The sequence below is a fragment of the Caryophanon latum genome, assembly GCF_001700325.1.
GTDB classification, from domain to species: Bacteria; Bacillota; Bacilli; order Bacillales_A; family Planococcaceae; genus Caryophanon; species Caryophanon latum.
The window spans coordinates 1-15038 of the sequence record NZ_MATO01000064.1 but is presented as its reverse complement, the minus strand read 5'-3'; the positions used below and the strand labels follow the sequence as shown (position 1 = coordinate 15038).

At 44.6% G+C, this 15038-nt stretch carries 17 protein-coding genes; 11 read left to right on the top strand and 6 right to left on the bottom strand.

What is annotated here, in order from left to right:
* Window positions 1–7: 7 nt before the first annotated feature.
* The 3 genes from A6K76_RS14020 to A6K76_RS14010 all read left to right on the top strand — a co-directional run bounded on the left by A6K76_RS14020 (window position 8) and on the right by A6K76_RS14010 (window position 3734).
* The gene (locus tag A6K76_RS14020; RefSeq protein WP_066466179.1) at window positions 8–460 is read left to right on the top strand and encodes a FixH family protein; all 453 of its coding nucleotides are present in this window, start codon (window positions 8–10) and stop codon (window positions 458–460) included.
* Between the two features lie 68 nt (window positions 461–528).
* The gene (locus A6K76_RS14015) at window positions 529–1104 is read left to right on the top strand and encodes a TetR/AcrR family transcriptional regulator (protein WP_066466178.1); all 576 of its coding nucleotides are present in this window, start codon (window positions 529–531) and stop codon (window positions 1102–1104) included.
* An 89-nt stretch (window positions 1105–1193) separates the two neighbouring features.
* Window positions 1194–3734, top strand: coding sequence for a YhgE/Pip domain-containing protein (locus A6K76_RS14010; RefSeq protein WP_066466177.1), 2541 nt, complete (start codon window positions 1194–1196; stop codon window positions 3732–3734).
* Between the two features lie 65 nt (window positions 3735–3799).
* Here the strand turns inward: A6K76_RS14010 and A6K76_RS14005 are convergent, their stop codons facing one another.
* From A6K76_RS14005 to yhfH, 6 genes are all read right to left on the bottom strand, one after another.
* Window positions 3800–4432, bottom strand: a complete 633-nt coding sequence (locus tag A6K76_RS14005) for a LuxR C-terminal-related transcriptional regulator (RefSeq protein ID WP_066466176.1) — start codon at window positions 4430–4432, stop codon at window positions 3800–3802.
* A complete protein-coding gene (locus A6K76_RS14000; protein ID WP_066466175.1) occupies window positions 4429–5454 on the bottom strand; it encodes a sensor histidine kinase in 1026 nt (341 codons plus the stop codon). Before A6K76_RS14000 ends, A6K76_RS14005 begins: the two co-directional genes overlap by 4 nt.
* Window positions 5451–6107, bottom strand: a complete 657-nt coding sequence (liaF, locus tag A6K76_RS13995; protein ID WP_066466174.1) for a cell wall-active antibiotics response protein LiaF — start codon at window positions 6105–6107, stop codon at window positions 5451–5453. Before liaF ends, A6K76_RS14000 begins: the two co-directional genes overlap by 4 nt.
* Before the next feature lie 96 nt (window positions 6108–6203).
* Window positions 6204–6824: a PspA/IM30 family protein gene (locus tag A6K76_RS13990; protein WP_066466172.1), complete on the bottom strand. Its 621-nt coding sequence runs from the start codon at window positions 6822–6824 to the stop codon at window positions 6204–6206.
* 13 nt (window positions 6825–6837) lie between these two features.
* A complete protein-coding gene (locus A6K76_RS13985; protein ID WP_066466170.1) occupies window positions 6838–7173 on the bottom strand; it encodes a lmo0954 family membrane protein in 336 nt (111 codons plus the stop codon).
* 299 nt (window positions 7174–7472) lie between these two features.
* Window positions 7473–7598 carry a protein YhfH gene (gene yhfH, locus A6K76_RS13980; protein ID WP_066466168.1) on the bottom strand — a complete coding sequence of 42 codons (126 nt, stop codon included), beginning with the start codon at window positions 7596–7598 and terminating at the stop codon, window positions 7473–7475.
* Between the two features lie 263 nt (window positions 7599–7861).
* Between yhfH and lplA the strand changes: the two genes are divergently transcribed.
* From lplA to A6K76_RS13940, 8 genes are all read left to right on the top strand, one after another.
* Entirely contained in the window at window positions 7862–8863 is a 1002-nt protein-coding gene (lplA, locus tag A6K76_RS13975; protein WP_066466166.1) for a lipoate--protein ligase, read from the top strand.
* A 112-nt stretch (window positions 8864–8975) separates the two neighbouring features.
* Window positions 8976–9608 carry an S-layer homology domain-containing protein gene (locus A6K76_RS13970; RefSeq protein ID WP_066466161.1) on the top strand — a complete coding sequence of 211 codons (633 nt, stop codon included), beginning with the start codon at window positions 8976–8978 and terminating at the stop codon, window positions 9606–9608.
* Window positions 9609–9696: 88 nt separating this feature from the next.
* Window positions 9697–9891 (top strand): hypothetical protein, encoded by a 195-nt coding sequence (locus A6K76_RS13965; protein ID WP_066466159.1) that lies wholly within the window; start codon window positions 9697–9699, stop codon window positions 9889–9891.
* Between the two features lie 172 nt (window positions 9892–10063).
* The gene (locus A6K76_RS13960; RefSeq protein WP_066466158.1) at window positions 10064–10768 is read left to right on the top strand and encodes a response regulator transcription factor; all 705 of its coding nucleotides are present in this window, start codon (window positions 10064–10066) and stop codon (window positions 10766–10768) included.
* Window positions 10768–11748, top strand: a complete 981-nt coding sequence (locus tag A6K76_RS13955; RefSeq protein ID WP_066466156.1) for a sensor histidine kinase — start codon at window positions 10768–10770, stop codon at window positions 11746–11748. Before A6K76_RS13960 ends, A6K76_RS13955 begins: the two co-directional genes overlap by 1 nt.
* A gap of 41 nt (window positions 11749–11789) precedes the next feature.
* Window positions 11790–12212 carry a hypothetical protein gene (locus tag A6K76_RS13950; protein WP_066466154.1) on the top strand — a complete coding sequence of 141 codons (423 nt, stop codon included), beginning with the start codon at window positions 11790–11792 and terminating at the stop codon, window positions 12210–12212.
* A 5-nt stretch (window positions 12213–12217) separates the two neighbouring features.
* Entirely contained in the window at window positions 12218–13006 is a 789-nt protein-coding gene (locus tag A6K76_RS13945) for an ABC transporter ATP-binding protein (protein ID WP_066466261.1), read from the top strand.
* Window positions 12963–14894: an FtsX-like permease family protein gene (locus A6K76_RS13940; protein ID WP_066466153.1), complete on the top strand. Its 1932-nt coding sequence runs from the start codon at window positions 12963–12965 to the stop codon at window positions 14892–14894. Before A6K76_RS13945 ends, A6K76_RS13940 begins: the two co-directional genes overlap by 44 nt.
* Window positions 14895–15038 lie beyond the last annotated feature (144 nt).

The following is a 15038-nucleotide window of genomic DNA, read 5'->3' as shown; positions in this document are numbered from 1 at the left end:
AGATGACATGAAACGTAAATGGAGTGGATTATTATTAGCGACGTGGTTACTTGCGGCATGCGGTGATTCCGAAGCGGTATCTTCCTCGTATACAGAGCAAATGGAAATGATTGATGTGACATTTTTAACGCCGCTTGAAGTACCAGTAGGCGATGTGACATTATCAGTTGCACTTACGCAGGCAGAGGACATTGTGGAGGATGCCGATAGCGTCGTATTTGAAGTATGGCAGGCGGGGAAATCAACGGAATCTATACATATCGATGCACAGTATGTAGAAGATGGCATTTACGAAGTAGCGCACACGTTTGATGAAGCAGGTGTATATTACATGTTTGCGCACACGACAGCGCGAGGCTTACACGTCATGCCGAAGCAGCAACTTATCGTAGGCGATGTTGATCTGCAAAGCGCAAATGTAGATGACGATTATAAAGGCTCGATGACGGAGCGAAAGTAGTTGCATGCATTTCATAAAAAGCGTACAATTGTGACCGAAATGAAAGTTTGGTCAGAGGGGGTCTGTACATGGACCGCAAGCAAGAAATTATTCGTGCTGCTACAAGCTGCTTTACGATGTTTGGCTACAAGGCGACGACGATGGAGCAAGTAGCGAAAATTGCAAACGTCGGTAAAGGAACGATTTATACGTTTTTTAACAATAAAGAAGAGCTGTTTAACGACATCGTGCTAACGCTCATTCGTGAAATGAAAGTCGAGGCAGATGCAGTGCTTGACCCGGCGCTTTCATTAATGGACAATGCACAGCGCGCGATGATGAAAATGCTACAATTTCGCGAGCAGCATTTGCTGTTTGCGAAACTCGTAGAAGAAGAAAAGGCGCTGCGCACACCAGCTGTAAAGCAAATGATCATGGCAATCGAAGAAGAAATTGTATCGTACGTAGCAAGCCGCATTGAAGCCGGCGTTGCAAAAGGCGAAGTGCGCGAATGCGATGCGCAAATGGTTGCGTACTTGTTATTAAAATCGTATTTAGCATTCGTCGTCGATTGGCAAGAAGTACACGACGAGCCGTTGCCGGAGGAGCGCATTTGGCAGCTATTTAAAGAAACGATTTTTAGAGGATTAGCGATTGAAAAGTAACTTGTCACGTGCAAGTTTCTTTTTTACAGTAAAATGACCAATTGAACATTTTGGTCATCCGGTATACGAAATGGAAGAGGGCGAGTACGTTGTTCAAATCTGAATGGAAAAACATATTGAGTACGCCAAAAGGGATCGCTGCTATTTTAGCGATTATGGTGCTACCGATTGTGTATACGGGCTTATTTTTATGGGCGTTTTGGGACCCGTACAGCAATTTAAATGCATTGCCAGTTGCGATTGTTAATGATGATGTTGCCTATAGCTTTGAAGGAGAAACGTTACATTTAGGCGATGATCTCGTTGAAAAGTTGATGGAGAGCGAAACGTTTCATTTTGAGGAAGTGTCGTCTGAGCAGGCGCAGGCAGGATTAAATAAAGGGGATTATTATTTAATTATTGAAATTCCTCAAACGTTTTCAAAGCACGCGACGACACTTTTAGATGATCATCCTCAAAAGCTAACGATTAACTATATCGCAAACGAAGGGCAAAACTTTTTAGGCGGTCAAATTGGGGAGACAGCGGTTAACAAAATTCGTGATGAAGTGAATGAGCAAGTCGCACGCACGTATGCCGAGCAGCTATTTAACGCAATCGTGCAGCTCGGGGACGGTGTAGAGGAAGCGACGAATGGTGCTGTTGAGTTAAACGACGGCGCGTTAACTGTCGTAAATGGCGCAACCGATTTAAAAGGCTATTTACAGCAGCTTGCATCGAGCACAGTGACGTTAGCAGAAGGTACGCTAACGTTACAAGACGGCGCGAAAAAAGCTGCAGACGGTGCGGTTAGCTTAGTGAGCGGCTTAACAGAGCTTATGATAGGTAGCTCGCAGCTGCAAGACGGCGTAATAGATGCATCAACAGGAGCAGCTTCATTGAACGACGGCGTTACAACGTATACAAATGGTGTCAGCGAAGTAGCAGCAGGCTATAATACGCTACAGCAAAAGCAACAGCAGTTTCATGACGGCGTACAAACGATTGCCGATTCGACAACAGCGCTGCAAGACGGTGCGACACAAGTTGTTGACGGTGTTGCACAAGTAGCAACGGGCGCAACCGATTTATCAGCAGGAGCAGCAGAAGCATCTACAGGTGTTGCACAGTTAGCAGACGGTGCAGCAAACTTACAAGCAGGTGCGACAAATTTAGCGCAAGGTGCAAGCGGTGTAGCAGCAGGTGCAACAGATGTCACAACTAGTGCAGTACAAGTGCAAGACGGCTTAGTAGCGCTACAGCAGCAAATCGCACAGCTTGAAGCGGCATTGCCACCAGCGCAATACGGCACACTCGCGGCGACAGTGGAACAGCTAGTAGCGGGCAGTAAAGCAGTTGCGCAAGGTGCATCACAGTTACAAACAGGCGCAAGCACAGTCGCACAAGGCGCACAACATGTAACAGACGGCGCTACTGAGCTAGCAGCAGGTGCAGCAAAAGCAGCAGACGGTGTAAACGAGCTAGCAACTAGTGCAAGCAGCTTAGCAGAAGGTGCTGCAACTGTACAAACAGGAGCTGCTAGTTTAGCAGATGGTACCGCGCGCTTAGCAACCGGTACAGAGGAGCTTGCAGCGAACGCAATGCAATTAACGGCAAGTTATACAGATGCGTTTAACGGTTTGCAGCAAGTTGTGCAAAACTCCAATACGTTAGCGAGCGGTGCGAACGATTTAGCAGCAGGGCTTGCGACGATGAGCAGCAAAATGGGTGAATTCGTAAACGGCGTCGTTTCCGCAAAAACAGGTGCGACCGATTTAACGAGCGGGTTAACGGATTTAGCAAGCGGCACGACCGAGCTCGTAAACGGCACGAGCGAATTAACGTCGAAATCAGGCGACTTAGCACAAGGTGGCGCGGACTTAGCGAGCGGTGCAGCGAAATTGGCAGAAGGAACAACGACGTTCTCAGACGAATTGACGACCGCAAAAGAAGAAGCAGGCAGCATCAATCCGACTGACAATACGTACGATATGATGGCGTCACCTGTTGAAGTGTCGAAAACGGTATATAACGAAGTGCCAAACTACGGTACAGGCTTTGCACCGTACTTCATTTCACTCGGGCTCGCAGTTGGTGGCTTGCTCATCGCTCAAATTTACGATTACGTAAAAGCATATCGACGCCCGACGAGTGGTACAGCTTGGTTCGTTAGTAAAATGAGCGTGCTGCTGCTCATTACTTTAGCGCAATCAGCGTTCGTGACGATTGTCGTGATTGCAATCGGAGTAGACGTCGAGCATCCGTGGCTCATATTCGGTTTAAGTACACTTGCAAGTATGGCGTTTATTTCAATCGTGCAAATGCTCGTAACGTGGCTTGGCGATGTCGGCAAATTTATGGCGCTCGTCGTGTTAATTATTCAGCTCGTTACAAGTGCGGGGACATTCCCGATTGAATTAATTCCGTCGGCGCTGCAAAAGTTTTACGGCGCATTGCCGATGACGTATTCAGTAGAAGCGTTCCGAGCGGTAATTTCAACAGGGGATATGACGGTGCTCGCAAACAGTGCACTCATCATTACATTGTTTACGCTTCCGTGTATCGTCTTAACGTACGTATACTTTATCGTGAAGTTCAAACAGTTACAAAAGCATGAGCAGACGATCGGTGAGACGTTCGTTGAAGCGTAAACGTGCTACACATAAAAAAGTGCTATCAAGGACGAATTTCTTGATAGCACTTTTTTATGTCTCTGTTAGTTAAATAGCTTATTCGAAAACGCATAGACGACAGCTTGTGTGCGGTCTTGGACGCCGAGCTTGCTTAAAATATTGCTTACATGCGTTTTCACCGTTTTCAGTGCGATGAATAGCTCATCGGCAATTTCTTGGTTCGTGCGCCCTTTGCAAAGAAGCTCGAGCACTTCGATTTCGCGCTCTGTCAAATGCTCGTGCAGTGCAGGTTCAGCAGGTCGTCGCATACGCTGCATCATTTTTTGTGTCACTTCTGGCTCGACGACTGATTGCCCTTGTACCGTTTGACGAATCGCCTCTGCAATTTGTTTTGCGTTTGACGTTTTTAAAATGTAGCTAATGACACCTGCTTCAAGCGCAGGGTACACTTTATCATCATCTAAAAAGCTCGTTACCATCATAATGCGCGCATTTGGCCATGCTGCTAAAATTTCGGTTGATGCCTCGGCACCGTTTAGCTCGGGCATGACGTAATCCATTAAAATGCAATCGGGGCGGTGAAGCAATGCTTGTTCAACCGCTTCACGTCCGTTTGTCGCCTCTGCGATGACTTCCATATCCGGCTGCGCATTTAAATAGGCACAGACGCCGATGCGCACCATTTCGTGATCATCAGCAACTACTATTTTTATCATGACATCACCTCTAGCGGAATTTGAACTTCTACAATTGTACCATCTCCAGGTACCGAAACAATTTTACAGACGCATCCAATTTCAATGGCGCGGTCGACCATATTTTGCAGCCCGTACGACGTCGATTTTTGTGCGCGATCCTCATGTTTAAAGCCGACACCGTTATCTTGAATACGCAAAATAGCACGCTCATCTCGCTGTATAAACAGCAGTTCAATTTCCGTTGCCTTTGCGTGGCGTAGCGTATTTGAAATCGCCTCTTGTGCAATGCGAAATAAATGGTCTTCCTGCGCCTTTGAGAGTGGGATTTCCTCAAGTTGATAGCCTATTAAGACGTTCACTTTTTGCTCTAGCTCGACGATCAGTTCACGAAGTCCTTGTGCGAGCGTTTTATCGCGTAGTGCGACCGGACGTAAATGAAGGAGCAACGCGCGCATTTCGAGCTGTGCTTGCTGGACGATGTTTTCAATTTGTGCGACCGTTTTTGGCTGTGGTACGTGCTGCTCGCTCAACGCTGACAACATCATCGACGCGGCGAATAGTTGCTGCGACACTGAATCGTGCAGCTCGCGTGCTAAACGCTGACGCTCGATAATAATTTTTTCTTGAATTTGCTCATCTTCAAGCTGAATGCGCTCATTCGCTAAACGATGCAAGCTTTTTCGCTGCGTACTAAGTGTATCCTCTAGCTGAAGAAGCGGCTTGCGCAATGATTTTGGCAGGCGTTTAGCAGCAAGCGGCTTCGTCGGATCGAGCACTTTTTTGACGTTACGTGCAGCCGAAGTGTCGCGCATTTTAATTTGAATCGTCATCCAACTTGCCATTACGAATATAAACGACACGAGCGTACCGGCGAATGCAACGGACATTGTAGGATTGTTTGCCCAAAATGACTCGACAATCCGAAGTACCGTTTCCCAATGCGGATATGTGCTATCACCAAAAAGCGTTAAGGCGAGGGCGAGTAAAAAGATGACCGTTAAACAGCCGACGATCAATAGGCGATTGAAAAATGCGATCATTGGCGAATCACCTCAATTTCACCTGTTAGACTAAGTATATGCAGCAAGACGACGCGTTGTAAATGGAGCCCTTCCTCATACATAACGCTTTCGTTCATTGTTTTGCGCGGCTCATCTAAAATGGCGGTCGATCCAATACATGTAGATGCTTGAATGCGCAGCCCGATTTCAAATGGCACGACGACCGTCACTTTCCCGACGCCGTGACGCACCGACAGAAACGACGTGCCAACCGGTAAAATCGTTTTCGTTAAGTCGATGTGCACGTTGCCAAATGCTCGTTGCACCGCATAGTCTTGCCATTGATAATCGTCCGTTGCGGTTGCAAGTTGAGTGTGCTTTGTGTAATGCAAACTCGTAAGCTTCGTTTTGGATTGTGCGCGGTAATATGACATGGCGCTATAGACGACGATACCGAGTGCAATCGTATAGCCGATGACGCGCACGACTGGCATCGACATAAACGCAACGATCATACAAAACGCCGCGAACCAAATAAGGAAGCGCTTATTATTCGTAAGTCCGATGTAGCCAACGAATACTGCAATGATAAGCGAGCCGTTGAAGCCATAGTCAAATAAGTTGTTTACCGATGTAATGAGCAGCGTTATTGCGGCAATAACCGTAACAGGCTTTTGCAAAAATTTCTTCATACGTACACTCCTTTCGTTCGTATTGTAAAAAAGATGTGCTAAGCCAATACGGACTTGTAGCACACCTTATAATTCATTTCTTATATGATTGTACAACTATTTCGAAAGCGCGGCATCCTTTGCTAACTGCTCGAGGCGATGCTCAAACGTCGTTACTGAATAATTTGCTTCGATGTTGTCGCCTAGTCGGTCGATGTAGTTTTCCATTTCAGCAAAGCTTTCATCACCTGCTGTATGTGTGCTCATGACAGTGTTCATTTTATGATGCGCACGCACGACGTTTTCTTTCCCCATGAGTTGAAGTTGACGCACTTGCATATCTTTTAGCTTATGTTTCATTTGCTCGTATTTTTGTTCAAGCTCAAAGTAATCGTGCTCCGCTTGTGCTAATGATTGTGCTAACGTATTCGCACGCGCCTCATATGCTGCGACTTCCTGTTGTGCAAACGCCAGTAAGTCCGCTTCACTAGCAAGCTCGACTAACGCTAGCTGCTCACGACGTTTTTGTAATAAGCGCTCGTTGTCTTTTAGCTGCGCAGCGAATTGTTCCTTTAATTGCTGTTGACGTTGTAAACATTGCTCCGTTTCTTTCGTTTGCGCCTCTGCTTGACGTAAAAAGTGTTGCAGTAGTGCGACTGGATTTTTGCGTTCGCGGCGTTCTAAAAAGCTCGCGATATCTGCCTCAATTGTATAGCGTAATCGTTTGAAAAATTTCATTGTGAATGTCTCCTTAGTTGTTCATTTTTGCCCATTCGCGTTCGAAGTTATCGAATGGATCGTTCGTTTGCGTAAATGTGAATGAATCGTTTTTGTAGGCGTAATATAGTGCGGCGATGATAGCGGCAATGACAAGCCCTGGAATGTTGCTTATTGCAGCGAGTGCGCCGACTGCAGCGACAGATCCCCAAATAATTTGCCCGAAAATGGATTTGCTTTTCGTGAAGTAGTGGATGCCGATTGCTGTAATTGCCCCGCATAGTAGCAATGCCGCAAGTACCGGACCTGCAACGGCGAGAACGCACAATGTAATGAAGCTAAACGTTGTAACTTTTAACAATGTTGCCATGCTCATTTCTCCCTTCGTTATGTGTTGCTCTTATCATATCGAGTTTTGTAAGCGAGCTAAACGGGCGCAAATTGTAAATTGTTCTACGTCTTAAGTCTGAGATCATGTAAGGCGGAGGGGATGAAGTAGAAAAAATCTGTACTAATACAGAAGAATGGAATAGCTGTATTAGTACACAAAAAAAACACTTACCGAGAGCAGCTGGTAAGTGTGTGTGTAAGCAATTAAATTTTCATGTGAAGATGAAAAGTATAAATGTCGAGATTCCCGGACAAATAGCAGTCTACTACGATTGGAGCTTAAATGCAGTTACATTTGTCACAAGTGTTGTGGTAGCACTCGCTTTGCTCGTCGATTTTTTCGCCACACTCAGTGCATACTTTTGCTGGTAAGTTTTTGAAAAATTCTACTACGTTTTCTAACATCTTGTTTGCCTCCTTTAAGTACCAATCTGTACTATAAACTGTTTTTGTTGTTCTTAGTGTATTATAACAGTTTGCAAACGTCAACAATAAAAACAAAAAAACTTAATAAATTTTTCAGTTAATTCTGAAAATAAGCTTTCGCAGTAGTGAGAATGAGCAAAGTAGAGTAAGATAAATAAGGGAAGAAAGCTTGCTATAGCAACGTTTTTTTAGCAAAGTGAGCGAGCATAAAAATGTGAACAAATGTTGAAGGGATGAACGTTATGTATTTTATTGATAACAAAGGAATTACCGATCCACGCGTCAATTTAGCGATTGAAGAATACGTGCTGCGCAATATGGATATTGAAAAGGACGACTATTTACTATTTTATATTAACGAGCCATCAATCATTATCGGTAAAAATCAAAACACAATTGAAGAAATTAATACGGACTACGTCGAGGAGCACGGCATTAAAGTAGTGCGTCGCCTATCTGGTGGTGGTGCAGTGTATCACGATTTAAACAATTTAAACTTCAGTTTTTTAACGAAGGACGACGGCAACAGCTTCTCAAACTATAAAAAGTTCACGCAGCCAGTTGTTGATGCTTTAGAAAAAATGGGCGTTAAGGCGGAGCTATCAGGGCGTAACGACATTTTAGCAGAAGGACGTAAAGTGTCAGGCAACGCGCAATACTCAACGCGCGGACGCATGTTTAGCCACGGCACGCTCATGTTCAACTTAAATATCGATGCGGTCGTAAACTCGTTGAAGGTGAAGCAGGACAAAATCGAATCAAAAGGAATTAAGTCGGTGCGCTCACGTGTTGCGAACATTTTAGACTTATTGCCAGAGGATAAAAAAATTACGGTTGAGCAGTTCCGTGCAGAAATTTTAAATTCGATTTTCGGTGGCGAAGAAAACATTCAATATTACGAGCTGACGGAAGAGGACTGGGCGAACATTCATGAAATTTCGAAGGAGCGCTATCAAACGTGGGAGTGGAACTACGGACGTTCACCGCGCTTTAACATTCAAAAGACGCATCGTTTCCCATCAGGCGGCATCGACATTCGTCTTGAAGTGAGCAAAGGAATGGTAATCGAAGAGGCAACAATTTTCGGTGACTTTTTCGGTGTTGGCGACGTAGCGGAAATTGCGAGCGCATTACAAGGTGTGAAATATAACCGTGAAGCGATCGCGGAGGCGTTAGCTGCGTACGATATTCCGACATATTTCGGTGGCATTACAATCGAGGACTTTTTAAAAGTTATTTATTAAATAGATGCGAAATGTTACGAGCGTTTTACAGCTTCGTGACATTTCGCTCTTTTTGTTTTAGCGCTTCATGAATCGTGGTAATGTGTAAACAATATGAAGGAGCGTGAAGTACATGAAATGGAGGAATGCCATCGTCGCCATTGCTGCGACCATTATAATAGGAGCAAGCAGTCAGCCAACAAGTGCAGCATTTACAGACGTTGATTCGTCTCAGTGGTACGCCACACCGATTGAAAAATTAGCAAGACATAACATTATTAACGGCTATGCGGACGGTTCGTTTAAGCCACAACAGCAAGTAACGCGTGCTCAAGCTGCAACGATTATTGCGAATGCGCTACGCTTAAATAAAACGAATGTGACGCCGCCGCTTTATCGTGACGTCACAAAATCAAACGGACATTATGGTGCGATTGCCGCATTGACGAACAAAGAGGTGTTTGAAAACGGCACGCAATTTAAACCAGCTGAGCCGTTAACACGTCAGCAAATGGCGAAAATTTTAGTCGAAGCATTTCACTTAAAAAGCAGTGGCATCGTGACATTTACAGACGTTTCGTCGAGCAACTGGAGCTACCGTTATATCGGAACGCTTGGGGCACTCGGCATTACGACGACAAAAGGAGAATTCGCACCAAGCGCCCCGATTACGCGTGCCCAGCTTGCCGCATTTATCGAACGTACAATTGATTACAAGCGTAAAGATAACGACCAAGATATTTGGGATCGTTGGCAAAATTGGTGACGAGTGTTTTATGCGTCGGTGCTTTCTTTTCTGAAAATCCCCTCGTATAATAAACGAGAATGAATTTAGTAGAGGGGGTCGACGTATTTTGAAGTTCGTCATTTATTTTTTCTTTATTATATGTGCGATTACAGTTGGTGATGTCGTACAAAGACCGATGGCAGATTTAGTGAAAATTATTATCGGAGAGGGACGTCAATTGCCGCAGTCATTTAGCACTGTTGTGACGGCACTTGTTGTGGCATTAATGCTAGTCGGCTTAGAAAAACTAAAAGCTAAATAGCGTGCATGTACGAAGAACTTTTTCGATAGATGCGCGTCATGTTTCATACAAAGAGGAGCATCTGTAATGGACAATACGTCTGCTGTTACAGATGCTTTTTTGTATGTCAAAAACATACAGACCATTTGCGACATAGTGTACAATAGAAGAAGAACTAGGAAGGAGTGAGGACATGGAACAGCATCGTATTTTCATCGTAGAAGACGATCATAAAATTGCCTCGCTGTTAGCCGATACACTACGTAAGTACCAGTATCAAGTCGAGGTTATAGAAGATTTTGAGCAATTGCTGCAAGAAGTAATTGCCTTTCAACCACATTTAATTTTATTAGATATTAATTTACCAGCATATGATGGCTATTATTGGTGTCGTCAGCTGCGTCAGCAAACGACGTGCCCGATTATTTTCATCTCCGCACGTTCTGGTGAGATGGATCAAATTTTCGCGCTTGAAAATGGGGGCGATGATTTTATTACGAAGCCATTTAACTATGAAATTGTGTTGGCGAAAATTCGCAGTCATTTACGTCGCACGTATGGCGAATACGCACCGAAGCAGGAGGAGCGCACTGTGCAAGCGGGGCAGCTGCAGCTGTTACTAGAGCGCATGGAGCTACATAAAGGCGATTTAATCGTGCCGCTGCAAAAGAAGGAATGTATCGTCTTAAGTTTGCTAATGAGCAATGCACAAAAGGTTGTTAGTCGCGAACAGCTTTTAGAGGAGTTATGGGATGACCAATCGTTCGTCGATGAAAACACACTAAACGTCAACATGACGCGCGTGCGCAAAAAGCTGCTCGATTATGACGTGCGCTCAAGCATCGAAACAGTGCGTGGGGCAGGGTATCGCTTCATGCTGCATGAGGATGAGCTGTAATGAATGTGCAGTTATTTTTACGTGAGCATATGATGTACATCATTTTGCAAATTATGATTGCGTGCTTTATGCTGACGATTTATTGGTTAGAAGGCTTTCGAGATTTATCGACGGCGTTTTATGCGCTCGGTATGTCGCTGCTGCTTATGACGTCGTTTTTAGCTACGCGTTATGTGTTGCGTTTACGTTATTACACTAAAATGACGACACCGCCGACAAAAATGGAGGATGCGCTACATAAAAGTGCACGTACACCGGAGTCGCAGCAAGTCGAGCAATACGTGCAGCAGTTATATCGCATTTACCAGTTTGAGGTGCAAGCGTTGTATGCGAATAAAGACCGCCACGACCAGTTTATGAATCAATGGGTACATCAAATGAAAACGCCAATTTCGGTCATTGAGCTACTATTGCAGGAGGAAGAGGTCGATCGCCAGTCGATGCGCGAGGAAGTAGAGCGTTTAAAAAACGGGCTAGAAATGGTGCTTATGAATGCACGTCTTGAAAAATTCGAGGAAGATTTACAAGTAGAAATGGTCGATTTAAAGTCAATCGTTAGCGCAGTAGTAAACGAGCATAAACGTTTATTCATTACGAAACGCATTTTCCCGCAAGTCGACATAGAAGAGTCACTCATCGTTACAACAGATTCAAAGTGGCTAAAGTTTATCGTCGGGCAGTTCATTACGAATGCGGTGAAATATACGTTTGAGCCGCAAAAGAAAGTGTACATATTCGCTGTCGAACATGAAAGCGGCATCGATTTAATCGTGCGAGATGAAGGGATCGGTATTCCGAAATCGGATTTATCGCGCGTTACGAAAGCGTTTTTCACGGGTGAAAATGGGCGTAAAACGGGCGAATCAACAGGAATGGGGCTTTATTTAGCACATGAGGTGGCGCTAAAGCTAGGGCATGAACTTATTATCGAGTCGGAAGTGAACGTAGGAACGAGCGTCACGTTACGATTTCAAACGTAATAATGAAACGTACTATGGCGAACTTAAAAAGGGGGCAGTATATGGAGGAATTACAAGTAGAGCAATGGTATTTGCTCGTAGATGAAGTAACGACCGCGAAAATTTACGAGGAATTGCCGCCTTTGCATGAAGATGATGCGGCATTAAGTAACTTCATCCAAGTGCTAAAATACGAAGCGGCCGATATGCAGACGCTTTTGCAGCGACTCGGCGTTGATAATCGCAAGCCGTTTCAATTTAGTGCGTTGCCAGTCGAGAACAATACAAAAATGTTGTACACCGGCATGTTTTACGTGCAAGGAGCAGTCATGATGGGCGACTTTGACGCGTGGGACGTCGTGCTCGATATGTTTTGCTTGTCGTTAACAGCAGATTTTAGTGACATGCCACGACAAATGGGGGATATGGTTATTGAAATTAGCTTTGAAGCAGTGATGCCATGGATTTTAACAGAAAGTATGTGAAGCAGTTGGCAATTTTACAATTAAAGGACGTTACGAAAGTGTATGAAGGGAAAGTGACGCACCGAGCGATTAGCCAGTTAAATTTAGAAGTGGAAAAAGGCGAGTTTTTAGCGATTATGGGGCCGTCTGGTAGCGGGAAGACGACGCTATTAAATATGATTTCGACGATCGACACAGCAACAGCAGGCGACATTATGATCGAAGGTATTCGTCCGGCAACATTGACGAAAAATGAACTCGCGTATTTACGTCGACGTAAGCTCGGCTTCATCTTTCAAGATTTTCATTTATTGCAAATGCTCACGGTCGAAGAAAATATTGTCGTGCCATTGACGCTTGATGATTACGACGTCGACGAAATGCAAAAACGTGTCGATGCGCTCGCAATAAGCTTAGGATTAACGGAGCTATTACATAAGCGTCCGAATGAAATTTCAGGTGGACAGGCGCAGCGTACAGCGATTGCACGCGCGCTCATTCATCGCCCATCGATTATTTTAGCGGATGAGCCAACAGGTAATTTAGATTCGAATATGTCGCGTGAGGTGTTAGAGTTGCTAAGTCACGTCAACGAGCAGCAGCAGGCGACAATTATTATGGTAACGCACGACCCGATTGCAGCGAGCTATTGCGATCGTGTGTTGTTTATTAAAGATGGACAGTTTTTTAATGAAATTTATAAGGATGAGCGTCGACAAACGTTTTTCCAGCGCATTTTAAATGTGCTTAGTTTACTTGGAGGTGGCGTCGGTGACCTTTCGTCAGTTCGCGTATCGCAACGTCATCCGCAATAGCCGAATTTACGCGGCGTTTTTTATGGCGAGCTGCTTTTCAGTGCTCGTCTTCTTTATGTATTCGATGCTGCTGTTTCATCCAAATATTGATGAAAGTATACTCGGCTTTATGTCGCTATTTGGCATGGTTGTAGCGGAGGCAGTACTCATCATTTTCAGCTTGTTCTTTTTATTTTATTCAATGAGTGCATTTTTAGAGGCGCGGGCGAAGGAGTTCGGCGTGCTGTTTCATTTAGGGATGGATGAGAAGCAGTTCGGGCGGCTCGTCTTTTTAGAAACGATGCTAATTGGTATTGCATCAATTGTCGTCGGCATTGGCTTTGGTTTTGCGTTTACGCGCTTTTTCTTTATGATTGTGCGCGAAATTTTGCGCTTAGATGAGCTGAATATGTACTTTGCATGGCAGCCATTTTTATTGACGGTTGGCGTGTTTTTAGCGGCGTTTATCGTCGTGGCGTATGTAAGCATTGCAACGCAGCGTAAACGACGCACAATTGATTTATTAAAAGAGCGCGATGAGAAGCTGCAAGAAGTGACGTTGCTTCGTGCGCTGTACGGCATTGGGCTTATCGTATTTAGCTACGGAGGTTTAATTGTTAGTGCGCTGACGGAAAGTGGCGCGCTCCTTATACTTGTGCCGATCGTTGGCATACTTGGTACGTATTATTTATTTAGTGATACGCTGCCGTACGTGCTGGAACGTTTTCGTTTAAATAAGCGGCGATATTGGCGCAGCTCATTTGTCGTTTCATTGTCTGAAATGATTCATACAATTCGTACGAACGTGCGTATGTTTTTCGTCATTACACTTGTGTCGACGCTGACGTTTTTAACGATTGGTGTGCTCGCGGCGGTCGCCTCGTACACGACGCAATATGAGCGCTTAAATCCACTCGGCATGGTGTACAAAAGTACGATCGATAATCCGTATGAAGGGCAACATATCGCGTCGCTGCGCAATCAGCTAGAAGCGGAAGGGCTGTCATACAATTTATCGCGCTTTACGGTCATTCAGCAAACGTCATCGTACACGAAATATGAAGTGGAAGTGTTTCGTGAATCAGAAATTAACCATTTGCTATTTGCACTCGGCTATCCACTCGTCACGCTCGATACAGGTGAGGCAATGTTTATTCCGTATTCAGAAGATGCGATTGCAAAGCTGAGCAATCATACGGTGCGTACTGTGCTAAAGGAAAACGGTATTCCGCTCGTCATTGACAGCGTGTACCCGCAGTTTATTTTCCCAGGAAACTTCGTCAGCAACAACTCGATTATCGTAAGCGATGAAGATTTTATGAAAATACATTATCCACTCATTGGCACAACATTTGAGCAATCGGCATATCGTTTGTACACGTTTGATGTGCCACAATGGATGGAACTTGAGGACGTCGGTGTTGTGATCGATGCGATGGTCGATGAGGAGGATAGCAATCCGTATGGCTATGAACTGCCATTTTATTTCGAAAACGCAGGACTCAATTATTCGTTCGTTCTTGCGACATATTCGTTATTTACATTAATTGTGCTGCTCGTGGCGGCGGTATTTTTACTCGCAGCCGGAAGCTTCGTCTACTTTAAAATGTATGCGGATTTAGAGCGCAGCCAAAAGCATTTCGATGTTTTGCAGCGCATGGGCTTAACGGAGCAGGAGATGCATCGTTTAGTCGATCGTCATTTAATGCCGCAGTTTTTCTTACCGTGGATTGTCGCCTTTGCGCATAGTAGCATCGTGCTCATTAGCTTTAACATATTGCTTGAGCATTTTGTGAACATCTCGATTGTCGATGAAGTAATGATTGGATTTATATCGTTAATCGTCATTCAAGTCATTTACTACTATTTAATTCGCTGGCGTTACATTGCGCATTTAAAACAAAATTAAATACAAGAACAGGTCTATTCATTAGCCACTCGTATACAGCTGCATCGGTTGCTTTCAGCGGCAAAATGAAAATAAATAGGTTCATCACCGTAAGCTGGGGTTGACGTATAAAAGTTGCTTGAAACGAGAGGCGGACTCCAGCGA

Excerpts from the sequence above, each read along its gene's own strand:
- A6K76_RS14020 (WP_066466179.1), top strand. The coding sequence starts at position 8 with ATGAAACGTAAATGGAGTGGATTATTATTAGCGACGTGGTTACTTGCG.
- A6K76_RS14015 (WP_066466178.1), top strand. The coding sequence starts at position 529 with ATGGACCGCAAGCAAGAAATTATTCGTGCTGCTACAAGCTGCTTTACG.
- A6K76_RS14005 (WP_066466176.1), bottom strand. The coding sequence starts at position 4,432 with ATGATAAAAATAGTAGTTGCTGATGATCACGAAATGGTGCGCATCGGC.
- A6K76_RS14000 (WP_066466175.1), bottom strand. The coding sequence starts at position 5,454 with ATGATCGCATTTTTCAATCGCCTATTGATCGTCGGCTGTTTAACGGTC.
- liaF (WP_066466174.1), bottom strand. The coding sequence starts at position 6,107 with ATGAAGAAATTTTTGCAAAAGCCTGTTACGGTTATTGCCGCAATAACG.
- A6K76_RS13990 (WP_066466172.1), bottom strand. The coding sequence starts at position 6,824 with ATGAAATTTTTCAAACGATTACGCTATACAATTGAGGCAGATATCGCG.
- A6K76_RS13985 (WP_066466170.1), bottom strand. The coding sequence starts at position 7,173 with ATGGCAACATTGTTAAAAGTTACAACGTTTAGCTTCATTACATTGTGC.
- yhfH (WP_066466168.1), bottom strand. The coding sequence starts at position 7,598 with ATGTTAGAAAACGTAGTAGAATTTTTCAAAAACTTACCAGCAAAAGTA.
- lplA (WP_066466166.1), top strand. The coding sequence starts at position 7,862 with ATGTATTTTATTGATAACAAAGGAATTACCGATCCACGCGTCAATTTA.
- A6K76_RS13970 (WP_066466161.1), top strand. The coding sequence starts at position 8,976 with ATGAAATGGAGGAATGCCATCGTCGCCATTGCTGCGACCATTATAATA.
- A6K76_RS13960 (WP_066466158.1), top strand. The coding sequence starts at position 10,064 with ATGGAACAGCATCGTATTTTCATCGTAGAAGACGATCATAAAATTGCC.
- A6K76_RS13955 (WP_066466156.1), top strand. The coding sequence starts at position 10,768 with ATGAATGTGCAGTTATTTTTACGTGAGCATATGATGTACATCATTTTG.
- A6K76_RS13950 (WP_066466154.1), top strand. The coding sequence starts at position 11,790 with ATGGAGGAATTACAAGTAGAGCAATGGTATTTGCTCGTAGATGAAGTA.